The sequence below is a fragment of the Acinetobacter sp. Marseille-Q1618 genome (assembly GCF_902809855.1).
Classification (GTDB): domain Bacteria; phylum Pseudomonadota; class Gammaproteobacteria; order Pseudomonadales; family Moraxellaceae; genus Acinetobacter.
The window spans coordinates 1,467,160-1,482,635 of the sequence record NZ_CADDWJ010000001.1 but is presented as its reverse complement, the minus strand read 5'-3'; the positions used below and the strand labels follow the sequence as shown (position 1 = coordinate 1,482,635).

17 protein-coding genes are annotated in these 15,476 nt (G+C 36.7%); 8 read left to right on the top strand and 9 right to left on the bottom strand.

Annotation, left to right across the window (positions count from 1 at the left end):
- Positions 1-291 carry a hypothetical protein gene (locus HUS24_RS07015; RefSeq protein ID WP_173911333.1) on the bottom strand — a complete coding sequence of 97 codons (291 nt, stop codon included), beginning with the start codon at positions 289-291 and terminating at the stop codon, positions 1-3.
- A gap of 531 nt (positions 292-822) precedes the next feature.
- Here HUS24_RS07015 and HUS24_RS07010 point away from each other — a divergent pair.
- A complete protein-coding gene (locus HUS24_RS07010) occupies positions 823-1,065 on the top strand; it encodes a hypothetical protein (RefSeq protein WP_173911332.1) in 243 nt (80 codons plus the stop codon).
- A gap of 141 nt (positions 1,066-1,206) precedes the next feature.
- On the opposite strand, the gene HUS24_RS07005 is transcribed toward HUS24_RS07010, so the two are convergent.
- Positions 1,207-2,070: a pirin family protein gene (locus HUS24_RS07005; protein ID WP_173911331.1), complete on the bottom strand. Its 864-nt coding sequence runs from the start codon at positions 2,068-2,070 to the stop codon at positions 1,207-1,209.
- Between the two features lie 106 nt (positions 2,071-2,176).
- Here HUS24_RS07005 and HUS24_RS07000 point away from each other — a divergent pair, with 106 nt between their 5' ends.
- Positions 2,177-3,088, top strand: coding sequence for a LysR substrate-binding domain-containing protein (locus tag HUS24_RS07000; protein WP_173911330.1), 912 nt, complete (start codon positions 2,177-2,179; stop codon positions 3,086-3,088).
- A gap of 198 nt (positions 3,089-3,286) precedes the next feature.
- On the opposite strand, the gene HUS24_RS06995 is transcribed toward HUS24_RS07000, so the two are convergent.
- The 3 genes from HUS24_RS06995 to map all read right to left on the bottom strand — a co-directional run bounded on the left by HUS24_RS06995 (position 3,287) and on the right by map (position 6,991).
- On the bottom strand, positions 3,287-4,513 hold the full coding sequence (locus tag HUS24_RS06995; RefSeq protein WP_173911329.1) for an MFS transporter: 1,227 nt from the start codon (positions 4,511-4,513) through the stop codon (positions 3,287-3,289).
- A 234-nt stretch (positions 4,514-4,747) separates the two neighbouring features.
- A complete protein-coding gene (locus HUS24_RS06990) occupies positions 4,748-5,827 on the bottom strand; it encodes an OmpW family protein (RefSeq protein WP_173911328.1) in 1,080 nt (359 codons plus the stop codon).
- A 336-nt stretch (positions 5,828-6,163) separates the two neighbouring features.
- Positions 6,164-6,991: a type I methionyl aminopeptidase gene (gene map, locus HUS24_RS06985; protein ID WP_173911327.1), complete on the bottom strand. Its 828-nt coding sequence runs from the start codon at positions 6,989-6,991 to the stop codon at positions 6,164-6,166.
- Between the two features lie 218 nt (positions 6,992-7,209).
- Here map and rpsB point away from each other — a divergent pair, with 218 nt between their 5' ends.
- Together rpsB and tsf are read left to right on the top strand one after the other, a co-directional pair.
- Positions 7,210-7,959, top strand: a complete 750-nt coding sequence (rpsB, locus tag HUS24_RS06980; RefSeq protein WP_065994632.1) for a 30S ribosomal protein S2 — start codon at positions 7,210-7,212, stop codon at positions 7,957-7,959.
- A gap of 143 nt (positions 7,960-8,102) precedes the next feature.
- Entirely contained in the window at positions 8,103-8,984 is an 882-nt protein-coding gene (tsf, locus tag HUS24_RS06975) for a translation elongation factor Ts (protein WP_173911326.1), read from the top strand.
- A 58-nt stretch (positions 8,985-9,042) separates the two neighbouring features.
- On the opposite strand, the gene HUS24_RS06970 is transcribed toward tsf, so the two are convergent.
- Entirely contained in the window at positions 9,043-9,648 is a 606-nt protein-coding gene (locus HUS24_RS06970) for a hypothetical protein (protein ID WP_173911325.1), read from the bottom strand.
- A gap of 67 nt (positions 9,649-9,715) precedes the next feature.
- On the opposite strand from HUS24_RS06970, the gene HUS24_RS06965 reads away from it, so the two are divergent.
- The 4 genes from HUS24_RS06965 to HUS24_RS06950 all read left to right on the top strand — a co-directional run bounded on the left by HUS24_RS06965 (position 9,716) and on the right by HUS24_RS06950 (position 12,333).
- Complete coding sequence (locus tag HUS24_RS06965) at positions 9,716-10,267, top strand: DUF3465 domain-containing protein (RefSeq protein WP_173911324.1); 552 nt, start codon at positions 9,716-9,718, stop codon at positions 10,265-10,267.
- Between the two features lie 114 nt (positions 10,268-10,381).
- Positions 10,382-11,197 carry an AraC family transcriptional regulator gene (locus HUS24_RS06960; protein WP_173911323.1) on the top strand — a complete coding sequence of 272 codons (816 nt, stop codon included), beginning with the start codon at positions 10,382-10,384 and terminating at the stop codon, positions 11,195-11,197.
- A 99-nt stretch (positions 11,198-11,296) separates the two neighbouring features.
- Entirely contained in the window at positions 11,297-12,022 is a 726-nt protein-coding gene (locus tag HUS24_RS06955) for an AzlC family ABC transporter permease (protein ID WP_173911420.1), read from the top strand.
- On the top strand, positions 12,019-12,333 hold the full coding sequence (locus HUS24_RS06950) for an AzlD domain-containing protein (protein WP_173911322.1): 315 nt from the start codon (positions 12,019-12,021) through the stop codon (positions 12,331-12,333). The genes HUS24_RS06955 and HUS24_RS06950 overlap by 4 nt, the downstream gene beginning before the upstream one ends.
- Before the next feature lie 48 nt (positions 12,334-12,381).
- Here HUS24_RS06950 and HUS24_RS06945 read toward each other — a convergent pair whose 3' ends face one another.
- The 3 genes from HUS24_RS06945 to mltB all read right to left on the bottom strand — a co-directional run bounded on the left by HUS24_RS06945 (position 12,382) and on the right by mltB (position 15,071).
- Entirely contained in the window at positions 12,382-12,828 is a 447-nt protein-coding gene (locus HUS24_RS06945; protein ID WP_173911321.1) for a DUF962 domain-containing protein, read from the bottom strand.
- 346 nt (positions 12,829-13,174) lie between these two features.
- The gene (locus HUS24_RS06940) at positions 13,175-13,786 is read right to left on the bottom strand and encodes a septal ring lytic transglycosylase RlpA family protein (protein ID WP_065994627.1); all 612 of its coding nucleotides are present in this window, start codon (positions 13,784-13,786) and stop codon (positions 13,175-13,177) included.
- A gap of 283 nt (positions 13,787-14,069) precedes the next feature.
- Positions 14,070-15,071 carry a lytic murein transglycosylase B gene (mltB, locus tag HUS24_RS06935; RefSeq protein WP_065994626.1) on the bottom strand — a complete coding sequence of 334 codons (1,002 nt, stop codon included), beginning with the start codon at positions 15,069-15,071 and terminating at the stop codon, positions 14,070-14,072.
- Positions 15,072-15,476 lie beyond the last annotated feature (405 nt).

The window sequence follows — 15,476 nt, the reverse complement described above, 5'->3', positions numbered from 1 at the left end:
TTAACCTCTTAACCAAAACAGCACAGCAAAAGCCATGATGTTGGCAACACTGAAAAAAACTAATGCATGTTGACCAGATTTACATAAATAACTGAGAAAAAATAAAGGCAACCAAAACCATGCGATACACCACATTGCAATCTGGGCAATCGTACCTTGTGCTAAAAAATTTAAGCCTATAATGAGAACTAAACTGGACAAAGCAATCGATAAACTTAACCCTAAAACTACGCCGACAAGGGTTTTTGTCCACCAATCAGGTTGTATTGGCGAATTGATTTTGCTTTTCATGACACGAATCTACGTTTAAATAAATGTAAAAATGGTGCAAAAGACCACACTGCGATCAGGAACATTACCCAAATAAAACACGCTACAACTTTGGGTAAGCTGATCAGTAAACACAGCAGACTGATAAGCAATGCCAAGTAACCTAAATATTTAAATAACGTAGGTAACTGTTTTGAAAATAAATTTTGATTTTGGTGGCTCGCATAGAGACTAAAAGCACCAAACAAGAGCAGGCAAATTCCAAGAATTTTCATGATGTATAAACAGAAGGCTGTAATTTTTAACACAGTATATATAATTGATAATCATTATCAAATGAAAAATATAATTATTTTAATTATACTATGGTGCTGGCTTTCCGATAAATTAATTCTTAACTAAAAATCTATTAATCAGTTACTTATGTGGTTTTAGAGAGTGTGTGTATTTAAAAATAATGTTATGTGCTGAGTTTATCATCCACCTGTAGATGAATTTTTGTTATAGTGCGGTGCTGATTTATACGCCTATGCAATAGAGGAAATTTCACGAATGAGTTCAACAGTACCTACAGCGAAAAAAAGTAATAAAAAACTTTTTATTCTTCTTAGTTTAGGGCTGCTAATTCCTGTATTGTTGATTGCTATTGCATTTTTAGCAGTGAAGAGTGATGCTAAAAATCAACGTGAATATGATCGTATTCGCCAAGAACAAGCTGAAAAATTTGAACGTCAAAAACAACAACAAAAGGCACAACAAGATTTAAATCAGTCTCAAAAACAAGTTGAATCTTAAGCAAAATATTTAAATCCCCAAACGTTTAGACTTGAACTTAACCCGCATGAGTTTTAAAGCCCATACGGGTTAAATCATAAACATCTTGTATGTTTCGATGATGTTACCCGATGTTATGGTATAACATCAGATGTTAACTGCTTATGCAAATTGACCATTTTGAAAATCAATAAATGCTTGTTGAATTTCCGCCTCAGTATTCATCACAAATGGACCATGTGCCACGATCGGCTCATTCAAAGGTTCACCATTCATCATTAATAATTTAGCATCTTGCAAACATTCAATTTCAATCTGATCAATAGCATGACTCAGATAAACCGTTTGTAGATTATGGAAAATCTGACCATCTATTTTTACCTCTCCACTTAATACAAAGATGATGTTATTCCATGTTGGATTTAGCTCAAAATTGAGTTTCGCATCTTGATTTAAACGAATATCCAATAAGTTTATCGGGCTAAAGGTTTGGGCTGGACCTTTTACTGTACGTTGACCTTGTACATAGTGTCCCGAAATCACTCGGACAATACCTTGCTGTTGATCTAACTCAACTTCTGGAATATTGGCTTCGGTTAATTCCTGATAACGTGGCTCAGTCATTTTGGCATGGCTTGGCAAGTTGACCCAAAGTTGAATCATGTCCAAATGACCACCTGAACGAGCAAATGCTTTGGAATGATGTTCTTCATGCATGATGCCTCGACCAGCCGTCATCCACTGCACTTCATTTTTGCCAATTTTACCGTGATTGCCTTTTGAATCATGATGTTCGAGTTCACCCTCATAAACAATCGTCACTGTTTCAAAACCACGATGCGGATGCATACCGACACCACGCTGATGTTCTGTCGGCGTAAAGGGATAGCTTTCAGTATAGCCCATGACGATCAATGGACTGGTCGCATTGCCAATTTCATGCATAGGTAACATAGAGTTTGTTGGAAAACCATCTCCCACCCAATTACTGCGGTTACTGGTGTATACTTTTTCAATACTTTTCACTGTAAAATCCTTAAATTGTTTATTTCGCTTAATCATGATTATTGAGGTGCAAGAGCAGGATTACAGTGCGGAAAAAACAACAGATTTTTCTATTTATGGAACAATAATGCACAATCTCAATGACTATTATTATTTTGTTCAAGTGGTTAAATATCAAGGATTTACCAAAGCAAGTGAAACATTGGGGATTACAAAATCAAAATTATCCAGACGTATTTCAGAATTAGAAACACGTTTAAATGTTCGTTTGATCCAACGCAATACCCGAAAATTTACGGTCACTGAGGTTGGGCAGCAGTTTTATGAATATTGTCTAAAAATTTTAGAAGACGTAAATAGTGCTGAAAACTTTATCCAAAGTACGCTTTCAGATGAACCGACAGGTTTGATACGTATTTCCTGTCCAGTGGCTCTAGTTGAAATGCCTGTAGGACAAATGATTGTAGATTTTATGCAAAAATATGCCAATGTCCGAATAGATTTGCTCGCAACCAATCGCCGTGTAGATTTGATCGAAGAGGGGATTGATCTTGCGATTCGAGTACGCAATACACGTTTGGATGATAGTGATTTGATCATGCGTGAATTAGACGCATGGGAACATGTTTTGGTTGGACATCCTCGTTTGTTTGATCATGCTGCGATCCCCACCACATTAGAACAATTAGAGGCATTGCCAAGTATCGGTTTTCATTCTCCAAAAGCGATGTGGACATTTCAAAAGTGTGATGAACCTAATATTTTTCATGACATTGAATTTCAACCAAGATTAAAAACAGATAATTTTACTGCCATGAAAGCAGCCGTTTTAAAAGGCATTGGTATTGCATCACTGCCACGTGTGTTTGTACATGAAGAGTTAAAGCAAGGTGCTTTGATCGAATTATTACCTGAATGGCATTTACCTAAGGGGGTGATTTATATTGCTTATACTTCTCGTCAAGGAATGTTACCTGCGGTGAGAGAGGTTTTAGAACATTTATTAAGTTCATTTAAGGCATTAAAAATAGATAGTTAATGCGTTCAGCAGATTCATTGTAGCTAAAGCATGCCAGACTGCAGTTTACTTACTTTGTGTATTAACTATTTTTAATGCGCACAAAATGCCATATTAAAATATTCAAACAGTTCAGGTGTGCTTAACCATAGCAAGGCGGAAAGGGCAAATAAAAAAATAAGCCCCAACATAATGCTCAATTTTAACCATGAAAATGAGTTAGTCATCAACAATTGTTTCCTCATTGACAAAGAAATGGACAAGTACACCAAACAGACTAAGTGCAATTGAACATGCCCAAATCAGATTATAATTACCTGTTAGATCATGATTTAATCCGCCTAACCAACCCCCAAAAAATGAGCCAACCTGATGAGTAAAGAATACGATTCCACTGAGCATGGTGAGGTATTTTACTCCAAACATATTTGCGACAATACCATTGGTCAATGGGACAGTTGATAACCATAATAACCCCATCACGATTCCGAAGCTATAAATAGTCCAAACACTTAAAGGCAACATTAAAAATGCCACAATGGCGATACCACGTAAGCCATAGAGCCACATCAGTAAGTGGGGTTTAGAAAATTTATCGCCAAGAATACCCGCTGTATAGGTTCCTACGATATTAAATAGTCCCACTAAAGCCAAGAAAACTGTGCCATTTGAGGCATCAAAACCATGATCAACAAGATAACCGGGTAAATGAATCCCTAAAAATACAACTTGGAAACCACAAACAAAAAAGCCTAAAGCTAAAAATAGAAAAGGTTTATGTGAAAACGCAATTTTTAAAATTTGTTTAAAACTCAAAGTAGGCTGAGTGATTTTTGAAATTGCAGCAGGCACAGAATACATCGGTGCTTTGAGCATCCATGCCAAAGGGACAATTAAGGCAATCAGAATCGCACTAATCACCAACGCAGATGACCAACCCATATTTTTAATCAATAACAATGTGGTCGGTAGCATGATGAATTGCCCAAATGACCCCGCAGCACTGGCGATACCCATAGCCATACCACGTTTACTCGGATGTGCTGCACGACCGACAGCAGACAGTAATACTGAAAAAGAAGTGGCTGACAGTGCCATACCAATAATCAATCCAGCACTTAAATCTAGCAACCATGCTTCGGAACTTACTGACATCAGCAACAGACCAATGGTATATAAAACGCCACCGACAGCAACCACAATTTTACTGCCGTATTTATCAGCCAAAGCGCCCGTAAAGGGTTGTACTGCGCCCCACAGTAAATTTTGCATGGCAATCGCAAGGCTAAAAACTTGATGATTCCAGTTAAATTCGTGGCTCATCGGGACTAAATACAACCCAAATCCATGGCGTACACCCAATGAAAGCGCCAAAATAAAGGCACTCCCAATGAGCATGTAAATTAAAGGTTTGGAAAATCTGGTTTCATCAAGTGAGTTCGTCATACAACATCCATTGTCTTTTGCTGTGGAAATTGTATAGGATTCACTTGATGAAGACGATAGAATTAAAATTTATCAATCAATAAAATAAAGTTATTTGGTCAGATGCAAAATGAGATGATCTCTATAATTTTTGCTAGGTTTAATACAATATTGGGAAGAAAAATTGGATAGGGAAATTACCTATATTTTATGCTCTAAATATAGGTAAAAAAATATAAAACAGTTACTTATCATTTAGAAACGATAGCCTACACCTGCATAACCCAAAATAGGATTAATTTCGATATCGGTTTTGGCATTGATAAGTTCACCTAACTTCTGATCTTTGACGGTAATATTTGCTTCACCCGTGAGTTGTGCATAGCTGACAGAGCCTACCGCAAACCAACGATCATTAAAATCATAAGTAAAACCAACAGTAGCTACAGGTGCAATCACATCATCTGCATCTAAACTTACTTCGGGTTTTGCAGCACTTACTTTACCATCAAGCGCGGCACCTGCTTGACCTTGTTTGATATTGGCGATCATATGACCTGCATTGACCAAGTCTTTTTCTAGGCTTGGGTTCATCTCTAACTCATTAAAATAGGCATACATCAAACCTACACCGACATATGGGCGGAATTTATTTACACCTGTTTTACCAAAGTGATATTGCAGTTCCGCAGCTGGCGTCCAAGCACGTGCTTCAGCAACAGCGCCACCATGCTTTTCCAAGTCAGTGATGAGTAAATTATTTTTCATATCAATTTGTGGAAGGGGAATGCCAATCACCTCAGGTGTAGCTGATGCTTCAAAAGGTGCATAAATTTTCCCTTTACCTTGAATATCAACTTTTGGCGGAATACCTGCTTTGACTTCGAGGGAAATATGATCAGTGAAAAAATAATTGGTCATTAAACCTAAAGTGGTAATGTCATCCGCTTCTAAACCTGTACCTGCATTCTCCCATTGGCTTAGACCATTGATTTCAGCCGTACCACTGAGCGCTCCTGATAAAGTATCTACGCCTAAACCATCTAAAAAATTCACAAAGGTCGATGACAGGTTCGGATCCATATTAGGATCCATATTCTTTTTGACAGAATCAATCGAAATATCACCAACTTTAGATTTTTCACCTTCTTTGATAGCTGTATTTACAGCAATGGGCTGGGCTTTGCCTTGTGGCATAACATGTAAAGCACCCACTGAAATCGAAAAACGTTTAAAACCATCACCATCTTTGAAACTAAAATATGGAGATTCTGCATAAGACCATGTTGAGATAAGAGGAATGCTGCTAATCAAACATAAAAGCGCTTTTTTCATAAAATGGACTCCATGTCCGCTGTGTTGCTCATTTTTATTCGGCTTCATTATTTGGTTTTTTTGAGCCAGAAGAATGTTGCATTTCACAAGGACTTTATTTAATGAATGTTTTAGTTTTAATATTTTATTTATGTATCGCTTGGTTTATTTAATGACAATGTAAGTATGTTACAGTTAAATTACATTGTAAAAATCACATGATTATTTTTCTAATATTTTGAAAAATAGATTATTAAATAGCATCAAAAAATCTAAGCAATAAAAAAGGTCACTCAAAAGTGACCTTTTCTACTATTACACTCAAAAAATCAGTCAATGACAATTTTTGTACTGAAATTATGCATTAAAACGAGATAAATCTTCTTCAGGGCGCGCTGTTAAAACTTCAATTCCAGTTTTTGTGACTAAAATCGTATGTTCATACTGTGCAGATAAGCTGTGATCTTTGGTCACAACCGTCCATTTATCACCGAGTAGTTTGGTTTTCCAGTCGCCCGCATTAACCATTGGTTCAATGGTAAAGGTCATGCCTTCTTCTAAAACCATGCCTGAGTTGGCTTGACCATAATGTAAAACTTGTGGTTCATCATGAAAAACCGTACCAATGCCATGACCACAATATTCACGGACTACACCAAAACGTTCAGACTCAACATATTTTTGAATCGCATGACCGATATCACCAATCGTTGAACCAGGTTTGACAGTTTCCATCCCTTTATACATGGCTTCTTGTGCCACTTTACATAAGCGATCAGCCAAAATAGAGGTTTCACCGCCCACGATATACATCATGTTGGTGTCGCCATGATAACCATCTTTAATCACGGTTACGTCAATATTTAAAATATCGCCTTTTTTCAAAATCTTTGCTTCTGAAGGAATACCGTGACACACCACATGATTCACAGAAGTACAAATCACATGTTGAAACGCAGGGCGACCAGGTGCTGCACCATAGCCTAAGCAAGCAGGAATCGCATCTTGTTTATTGACAATATAATCGTGACAAATCGTATCTAACTCAAGTGTAGAAACCCCTGGTTTAATATGCGGTTTGATCATATCCAAACCTTCTGCCGCCAGTCTTCCCGCCACACGCATTTTCTCAATTTCATCTTGAGTTTTGATTAATCGACGGGGAGCTTCGTAAGTACTGTTCATGATCTTTAAAAACTTTTGGAAATTTGTGTGTGACTATGGTATAAATAGCCGCCCAAATTATCAAATGCTTTTCGTTACTTTCTTATTGAAAGCCAAACGAGAAAATTAATTAGGGTAATTTAAAAATCCGCACATATGTCGACACATTACTCTGGGTGCCCGTTAGGGTGGAGAATGCGGACATATGGAGGCCTAACCCAAACTTTAAGGTAAAGAAAATGGCAGATTACAACGTAAGCATGCGCGACCTTTTACAAGCTGGCGCACACTTTGGTCACCAAACTCGCTTCTGGAATCCAAAAATGCGTCAATACATTTTTGGTGCGCGTAACAAAATTCACATCATCAACCTTGAGCATACTGTTCCTGCGTTAAACGATGCTTTGAACTTCGTTAACAACTTAGCAAGCAAAAAGAACAAAGTATTATTCGTTGGTACTAAACGTGCTGCTTCTAACATCATCCGTGAACAAGCTCAACGCGCTGGTCAACCTTATGTAGATCACCGTTGGTTGGGTGGTATGTTGACTAACTGGAAAACTCTTCGTCAGTCAATCAACCGTTTAAAAGATCTTCAAACTCAATCTACTGACGGTACTTTTGCTAAGCTGACTAAACGTGAAGCTTTAGAACGTACTCGTGAAATGGAAAAACTTGAACGTGGTCTTGGCGGTGTTAAGAACATGGGTGGTTTACCTGACGCATTGTTCATCATTGACGTTGATCACGAAGCGATTGCAATCAAAGAAGCTAAGAACCTTGGTATTCCTGTAATCGGTATCGTTGATACAAATTCTAACCCAGATAACGTTGATTTCGTTATTCCTGGTAATGATGATGCGATCCGTGCTGTAACTCTTTATGCTTCTGCAATGGCTGATGCGATTATTGCTGGTAAAGAATACGCTCAAACTCAAGCGAATGCACAAGCAAAAGGCGAAGAAGCGAAAGAAGCTCCTGAGGCTTAATGCGTTTATTGACGCATGCTTGTCATTTTTGCGACATGTAATGGTGGCAAATTAAGCGTCGAGAAAGCAAAACGGCCCAGATTCAATGTTTGGGCCGTTTTTGTTAAAAGAATTCATATCTCTACCGAATTTAGGAGAACAACATGACTGCAGTTACTGCGAGCATGGTAAAAGAATTACGTGACCGTACTGGTCTTGCGATGATGGAATGCAAAAAAGCATTAACAGAAGCAAACGGTGACATCGAATTAGCGATTGATAATCTTCGTAAATCAGGTCAAGCAAAAGCTGCTAAAAAAGCAGGTAACATTGCTGCTGATGGCGCGATCACAATCGTTCAAGAAGGTAACAAAGCGATTCTTTTAGAAGTAAACTGTCAAACTGACTTCGTTGCAAAAGACGAAAACTTTGCTGGTTTCTCTGCAAAAGTTGCTGCTGCTGCTTTAGCTGCGAACGAAACTGATGCTGCTAAAATTGCTGAATTAAAACTTGAAGATGGTGCAACTGTTGAAGAAGCACGTATTGCGCTTGTTCAAAAAATCGGTGAAAACATCCAAGTTCGTCGTGCAACAATTATTGAAGGTGAAAACCTTGCAGTTTACAAACACGGTTTAAAAATCGGTGTTGTTGTATCTTACACAGGTGATGCTGAAACTGGTAAAGGTTTGGCAATGCACGTTGCTGCGTTCAACCCAGTTGCTGTAAATGCTGAAGGTGTGTCTGCTGATCTTATCGCAAAAGAGAAAGAAATTGCAGAAGCGAAAGCGATCGAATCTGGTAAACCAGCAAACATCGTTGAAAAAATGGTAACGGGTTCTGTTGAGAAATACTTGAACGAAGTTGCACTTGATCGTCAAATGTACGTAATCGACAACGATAAGAAAGTTGCTGACGTATTAAAAGCAACAGGCACAACTGTAACTGAATTCGTTCGTTTCGAAGTTGGTGAAGGTATTGAGAAAAAAGCAGAAATGAGCTTCGCTGACGAAGTTGCTGCTGCTCAAGCTGCTGCTGCGGCACAATAATTTTACTTATTTAGTAAAGTTATAAAAACCCCTCGATTTTGAGGGGTTTTTTATATGTTTATTCTAAGTCGGTGAGTAGATAGCTAAACTGATAATCTTGTTTATACTCATGATGATAAAGTGTTACATCACTGTTGGTATATGTTGTTTTTAATAATTTTTCTAATTTTGATAAAGCTTCAAAAGCAGCCTGACTTAAAATAAAAGCAGAACTTTCTCCGTGTTCGATAACAATTACACTTACATCATGCTGGAGAATATCAAATGTAATATTATCCATCGCAATGGCATATTGTTCTTCAAAACTCAGTTCATCATCGTCATAGAATGAAGCATCATATTCTGACTCACTTAAGTCAACCAATTCATGCTCAGAATTATCTTCAAATTTTTCAATATAATTAAAAATGTCTTTTAAAATATATGAAACATCATAGTGTGATGACGTTACAACATTTAAAGTTTTAAATTTTTCTTCTAATAACCCACCAAAATTTGAAAACTCACATGCTGCAATCACCTGTTTTGACGCTTCGTAATTGGATTGCCAATCCATTAACCATGTACTGTTACTAGATTGAGCATTTATTTTGGGAAAATCAGTAGGGCTAAGTGTAGGAAAAAGTTCTATAAATGCTGTCGTTAATTGTTCTTGTTCATTCATTTGGCTTTCTCATTGTTATGGAAGTTTATATAATTTGGGCATTATTTTTAGCATAGAATGATTATAGATGGCAAATAAGACCAATCTGAGTATCGGCGCAGCGATTATTGTTATCATTGCTGCATATTTAGGTATTGATTTAAACCAAGATAAAAATACAACAGCGATCGTTCACTCAGAAAATACACAGTCGGAGTCAAAAGACGATCAAGCTTCGGCACAGCAAGCACAAATAAACTCACATAATACTCATGTAGATAATACGCAAAATAGCCAAAATCAACAGGGTTTAGAGGTTATTCAAAAGTCTTTTGAGCGGAAACTCAGTAATGTGCAAGTACAATCTTCAGGTAAAGTTAAAGCAATATTGAGAGATGATAATGAAGGCTCTCGTCATCAGAAATTTATTTTGTTATTGGACAATGGTTTAACTGTATTGGTTGCGCATAATATTGATTTAGCACCAAGAATCGAGCAACTCCAAAAAGGCGATACCGTTGAGTTTTTTGGTGAATATGAATATAGCGAGCAAGGTGGAGTGATTCATTGGACACATCATGATCCACAAGGTCATCATATAAGTGGTTGGTTAAAGCATCAGGGAAAGTCCTATAGTTAAGGCAATTTTGAATCGCATAGCTGCAAAATTTTTTAATTCACATAGCAATTTTGTTCTATACATTTTGAATACGCATGTTATGTTTAAAAGACTTTAGCACTTTGAATAGAAAAAATGCAGGAGAAAGCGAGCTATATTCACCTAAAAGAATTAGGGGGCTTAGAATTACTAAAAGCACAATATCATCAGAAACAATTTTCAAAACACGTGCATGAAGGTTACTGCATTGGTGTCATTGAAGAAGGTGCGCAAAGTTTTTATCGGACAGGGCAACTACATATTGCACCGAAGGGCGATATTATTTTAGTCAATGCAGATGAGATTCATACTGGGTCATCTGCAGTAGAATCTGGATGGAAATATCGTGCAATTTATCCAACACCCGAAATGTTATTGGATGCAGGACAGGATTTCTTCACAGTAAAAAATAGTGTGCCGTGGTTTCCAAATGCTGTTGTGCATGATATTGGGCTGGCACAACAATTATCATTACTCTTTGATTTATTAGAACAAAAATATAATGCTTTGCTTAAAGAAAGTATGTATCTATCGACTTTGGCTCGTTTGATTAGTCGATATGGTCGAGCGAAATTAACACCAGCTCAATTACCTGAAGCACAACAAAAAATAGAAATGATCAAAGATTTATTGAATAGTTTTCCAGAACAAGATTATTCCTTAACAGATTTGGCAGGTTATGTTGGCATCAGCCCTTGGCATTTTTTAAGAGAATTTAAAAAATATACAGGCTTACCTCCGCATAGTTGGTTGGTGCAAGCACGCTTGCAAAAATCTCGACAATTATTAAAACAAGGAATGACAATTGCCAATACAGCACAGCTTTGTGGATTTTCAGATCAAAGTCATTTTAATCGTCATTTTAAAAAAGCGATGGGTGTGACACCTTCACAATATTTAAATACTTTGTAAGTGCATAGCGCAATTTTATCCAAGCATGAAACAGTGATTCTTTAGATACTGTGTATATCCTTTAGTTTGGATATTAATATGCGTCATTCATCTAAAAATATGATAAAGAGAGCAAACTCTCCACACCTAGAACATAGGACAGCATTTTTAAAGGGTGTTGTGGATATTTTACCTTTGTCGATTGCGGTGCTGCCTTGGGGAATTCTTGCAGGCTCTATGGCGATCAATGCAGGGCTGAATTTTGCTCAAGCATTTGCAATGTCAGCCGTATTTTTTGCAGGTGCTGCACAGTTGGTCAGTTTGGGTTTGGTCATGTCAAATGCCTCTGTATTTACAATTTTGATTACGATTTTTTGCTTAACCAGTCAGCATCTTATTTATGCCTTAAATTTTCGGCAAGACATTGTGAAGTTACCTATTCATCAACGTTTGATGATTGGCTTTTTATTAACAGATGAATTGTTTGCAGTAGGTATCGGTGAAAATAAACAGCGAACCTTTGCCTATTTATTCGGTGCAGGCTTGTGTTTTTATTTATTTTGGTGCTTGTTTAGTTTATTGGGGATTTTACTCGCAAAATCTATTCCAAGTTTAGATGACTTACATCTCGATTTTTCTATAGTAGCAGTGTTTATTTTAATTATTGTACCGATGATTAAAAACTTGGCAACCCTAGTTGGTGTGCTGGTGACATTGATTTTTGCATGTATTTTTAAATACTTACAATTTGAAGGTGGATTGGTGCTGTCTGGAATTTTAGGTATGTTTGCAGCGATGACCGTAGCAAAGCGACACCCCCCACAAGCAAAGGAAAACCAGTCATGACTTGGACATTATTACTCAGTTTGGCATTGATTGTTTTTATAAATCGCTATTTTTTCTTAGAACCAAAAGTTGATTTTAAATTACCTAGGCTGATTGGGCATATGTTGCAGTATTCTGCGCCATGTTTATTGACTGCGATTTGTGCCCCAATAGTATTTTTTAATGGAAATACGCTGAGAAATTTACCTTTGGATGCTTATTTTTTAGCAGCAATGATATGCGTCATATTGGCTTTAATTTCTAAAAAAATACTAATTAATTTAGCGCTGAGTTTAGTTTGTTTTTATGTTTTATATTACTTTTTGAATTGAAAAAATGGGTTAAATTCCATCATAAAATTTAACCCATGCTCATTTGCGTTAAAAAGCCAGTTTTTGGCGTGTTTTCCATTTAGGTAGTACTTTAGTTAGATAAGCATCCATACACCATACAGGGCCAATCAGAAGGAATTGGAGGTCTTTGAAGAAAGAAGGTTTTTTACCCTCGACTTTATGCCCATAAAACTGACCAATCCAAGCTAAAATAAACACCCCAATATAGAATCCTACCCCAACAGGAAGCAGATAAATTACCCACGCCATCACAGCAACTAGTGCAACCATAGCTACCGCTAAAACCAGATCAAGACGCGCATAAAAAACTAAGGTTAAAACAATAATTAAAGCTGTTAACAGGGCACTAAAATGTGCCAGAATTCCAATAATTGAAAATAAAATAGTAGGTACACAAACCCAATGAATCATTTTATTGGTTTTGTTTTGATGGCTTTCGCTATACTCATCGAACCACTCGGTTATAGATTTCATATTTAACTCCATGCGCCAGATTTATTTCATTTATTTTTAGCCACTTTAGAAAATATAAACGAGAAACTGACAATGGTCAAAGGCGAATCTACAAAGTTTTAAGTATTTTAAGTCAATGTATTCTTATAATTGGATTTAACAGCTTAAAAACACAAATAATCATGATCAAACTCAATAAACTCATGAGAGGTTATGCGATTAAAACATGAGTAAAAGAGCTGGTTTTATGAAGTGAAGATTTTATTGAAGTAAATCAGATGCGCAAGATAAGAAATGGAGCGCAAAATCCATTTAATTAAAAAAGCCACAAAAATGTGGCTTTTTCCGTTAAATGGGAAGGGTAAACTTAAGAGTTTGGACCATCCACACGTTCGATACTAACACGGCCTGTACCAGAATTAGTGATACCTAAACGTTTAGCTGCACCATAAGATAAATCTAGTACACGGTTACCATGGAAAGGACCACGGTCATTTACTTTAACCACAACACTTTTGCCGTTGTCTTTATTGGTCACACGAATGTAACAGTTTAAAGGCAAGCTACGGTGTGCTGCGGTTAATTGGTTCATATCAAAAGTGTCACCACTTGCAGTTTTACGCCCGTGGAATTGACGACCATACCAAGATGCAACACCTGTTTGTGAGAATTTACGAACAGTATTTGATGCAACAGCATTTAATTTATCAATGACTGAAGGCTCATCTTCTTGCACTTGAACTTTTGCAGCGAGTGTATCACGACGGATTTTATCGCCAGAACGTTCAGTAATTGACAAACTGTTTAAGTTTGAAAAGTGTGAATTAAAATTAGTTGAATCTTTATTCACCACACGTGAAGCAAGGCTAGAACTATCTGAATCGTTGTTTAAATATGATGACTGAACCATTTCTGAGTTGACTTGCGTCATACCTAAACCCATGGTCAGGGCGATCATATATTTCAGTGAAGCATGCATTGTTTAACTCCTGGGAACTTCAAAAACTATTTTTTAAACACAAAAAATAAGCACTGAAGTCTGTAAATTTACTTTTGCAACCACATTTAACGGTAGGGGATAATATTCATGCAGTAACGAATGTGTCTACTAATATTTGATGATCAGTTACAAAAAGGACAAAAACTTACGAAATAAGCATAAAAAATAACCATAATTGTAACAAAATATTTAAAAAGTTTAAATAGTAGTCAATTTACTTAAAATAATTCTTGACTTATTGGGTCTGAAAGAAAAGTAAGTCTTAGCGACTTACTATTTCAGTACCTAATAACCAGAGCGCAGTAGCATACATACGGCTCTTGTTATACGTGGTAATCACCTGAAAATTAGGGTAAGTAATATAATATGCAGGTCCATAACTTTCCTGTAATTGAATCACATTCACCATATCCAAATCGTCAATTTTCACGATGGGATTCATCGGGGTGATGCCTTGGTTTTTCAGTGCACCATAAGGTGTGGGCTGAGTTAAATCTTTGGCAATGATGGCATCTGGATTATTTCCTGTATAGCGTGCTGGGAATGCAATCGGTTGGTTTCGCTGCCAACCTTTTTGTGCCAAATAATTTGCAATAGAGCCAATCGCATCGACAGCTGAGTTACGCAGATCAACATGACCATTGCCATCATAATCCACGCCATAAAGAGGGATATTACTTGGCATAAATTGTGGGTAACCAACTGCACCTGCATAAGAACCTACAATCGAATTGGTCGGTACACCATCTTTATATGACCAAGCAATTAAGGCAGAAAGTTCATCTTGGAAATATTGGGCACGACGCTCATAACCAAAACCTAAGGTTGCAAGTGCATCACGTGTGATAAACGAGCCTTTATTTGCACCATAACCTGTTTCCACACCTAAAATACCCAGAATAATCGCTTGAGGAACGCCATATTGTTGTTCAGCACGATTTAGGGTATCTGCATACTGATTTTTAAAACGAACACCACGTTGAATTGTACCTTCTGCTAAAAAATTAGTTTTGTATTGATACCAAGGTTTACTTTCCCCCGGTCTATTCATGATATTGATAATATTTGGTAAATTTCGTGAACCATTCATTGCCCAATCAACTTGTTCACTGCTTAAGCCATAAGTTTGCATTGTTTTTAATTTAAAATTGTTATAGTTGGGATCATTGGCAAAATCATTCGCCTGACAAAAACTGGTAATGGATAAGGCAGCCGCACAGAAGCTGATGTTTCTTACTTTCTGAAAAAGCCCAAAATTTAACATGAAATATAATTTCCTAATTTTCTATGGGTATATAAGTGGGGAATACGAATGGACATAACCATACCAAAACTTGTGTGTAATGTAATGCTTAGGCTGGTAGCAGCATGCAAAAAAGTACATCACTGAATAACTTTTATTAAAATAGCATTGCCTTCGCTCAATTTTACAAATACATAAACAAAATATGACAAAGCTAATGTATCGACTCTCACATTTGAGCAATTATGGATAGGCTACTATTTAAAACCTAAAATGATGAAAAATAAATGAAAAATGGATTTATTTAACTGAATAATTTTGCAATCTAATGTTAGCATTCAAAAACCGAACAATTGATACAAAATTCTCTGTATATGCTATGCATTAAAAATGTAATGTTGAAAATTCATAAACTGTTTGCATTTG

What these genes read in the sequence shown, in the direction of transcription:
- HUS24_RS06965 (WP_173911324.1), top strand. Translation starts at nt 9,716, where the DNA reads ATGGCAAATAAGACCAATCTGAGTATCGGCGCAGCGATTATTGTTATC.
- HUS24_RS06995 (WP_173911329.1), bottom strand. Translation starts at nt 4,513, where the DNA reads ATGACGAACTCACTTGATGAAACCAGATTTTCCAAACCTTTAATTTAC.
- HUS24_RS06960 (WP_173911323.1), top strand. Translation starts at nt 10,382, where the DNA reads ATGCAGGAGAAAGCGAGCTATATTCACCTAAAAGAATTAGGGGGCTTA.
- HUS24_RS07010 (WP_173911332.1), top strand. Translation starts at nt 823, where the DNA reads ATGAGTTCAACAGTACCTACAGCGAAAAAAAGTAATAAAAAACTTTTT.
- map (WP_173911327.1), bottom strand. Translation starts at nt 6,991, where the DNA reads ATGAACAGTACTTACGAAGCTCCCCGTCGATTAATCAAAACTCAAGAT.
- mltB (WP_065994626.1), bottom strand. Translation starts at nt 15,071, where the DNA reads ATGTTAAATTTTGGGCTTTTTCAGAAAGTAAGAAACATCAGCTTCTGT.
- HUS24_RS06950 (WP_173911322.1), top strand. Translation starts at nt 12,019, where the DNA reads ATGACTTGGACATTATTACTCAGTTTGGCATTGATTGTTTTTATAAAT.
- HUS24_RS06940 (WP_065994627.1), bottom strand. Translation starts at nt 13,786, where the DNA reads ATGCATGCTTCACTGAAATATATGATCGCCCTGACCATGGGTTTAGGT.
- HUS24_RS06955 (WP_173911420.1), top strand. Translation starts at nt 11,297, where the DNA reads ATGATAAAGAGAGCAAACTCTCCACACCTAGAACATAGGACAGCATTT.
- tsf (WP_173911326.1), top strand. Translation starts at nt 8,103, where the DNA reads ATGACTGCAGTTACTGCGAGCATGGTAAAAGAATTACGTGACCGTACT.
- rpsB (WP_065994632.1), top strand. Translation starts at nt 7,210, where the DNA reads ATGGCAGATTACAACGTAAGCATGCGCGACCTTTTACAAGCTGGCGCA.
- HUS24_RS06990 (WP_173911328.1), bottom strand. Translation starts at nt 5,827, where the DNA reads ATGAAAAAAGCGCTTTTATGTTTGATTAGCAGCATTCCTCTTATCTCA.
- HUS24_RS06945 (WP_173911321.1), bottom strand. Translation starts at nt 12,828, where the DNA reads ATGAAATCTATAACCGAGTGGTTCGATGAGTATAGCGAAAGCCATCAA.
- HUS24_RS07015 (WP_173911333.1), bottom strand. Translation starts at nt 291, where the DNA reads ATGAAAAGCAAAATCAATTCGCCAATACAACCTGATTGGTGGACAAAA.
- HUS24_RS07000 (WP_173911330.1), top strand. Translation starts at nt 2,177, where the DNA reads ATGCACAATCTCAATGACTATTATTATTTTGTTCAAGTGGTTAAATAT.
- HUS24_RS06970 (WP_173911325.1), bottom strand. Translation starts at nt 9,648, where the DNA reads ATGAATGAACAAGAACAATTAACGACAGCATTTATAGAACTTTTTCCT.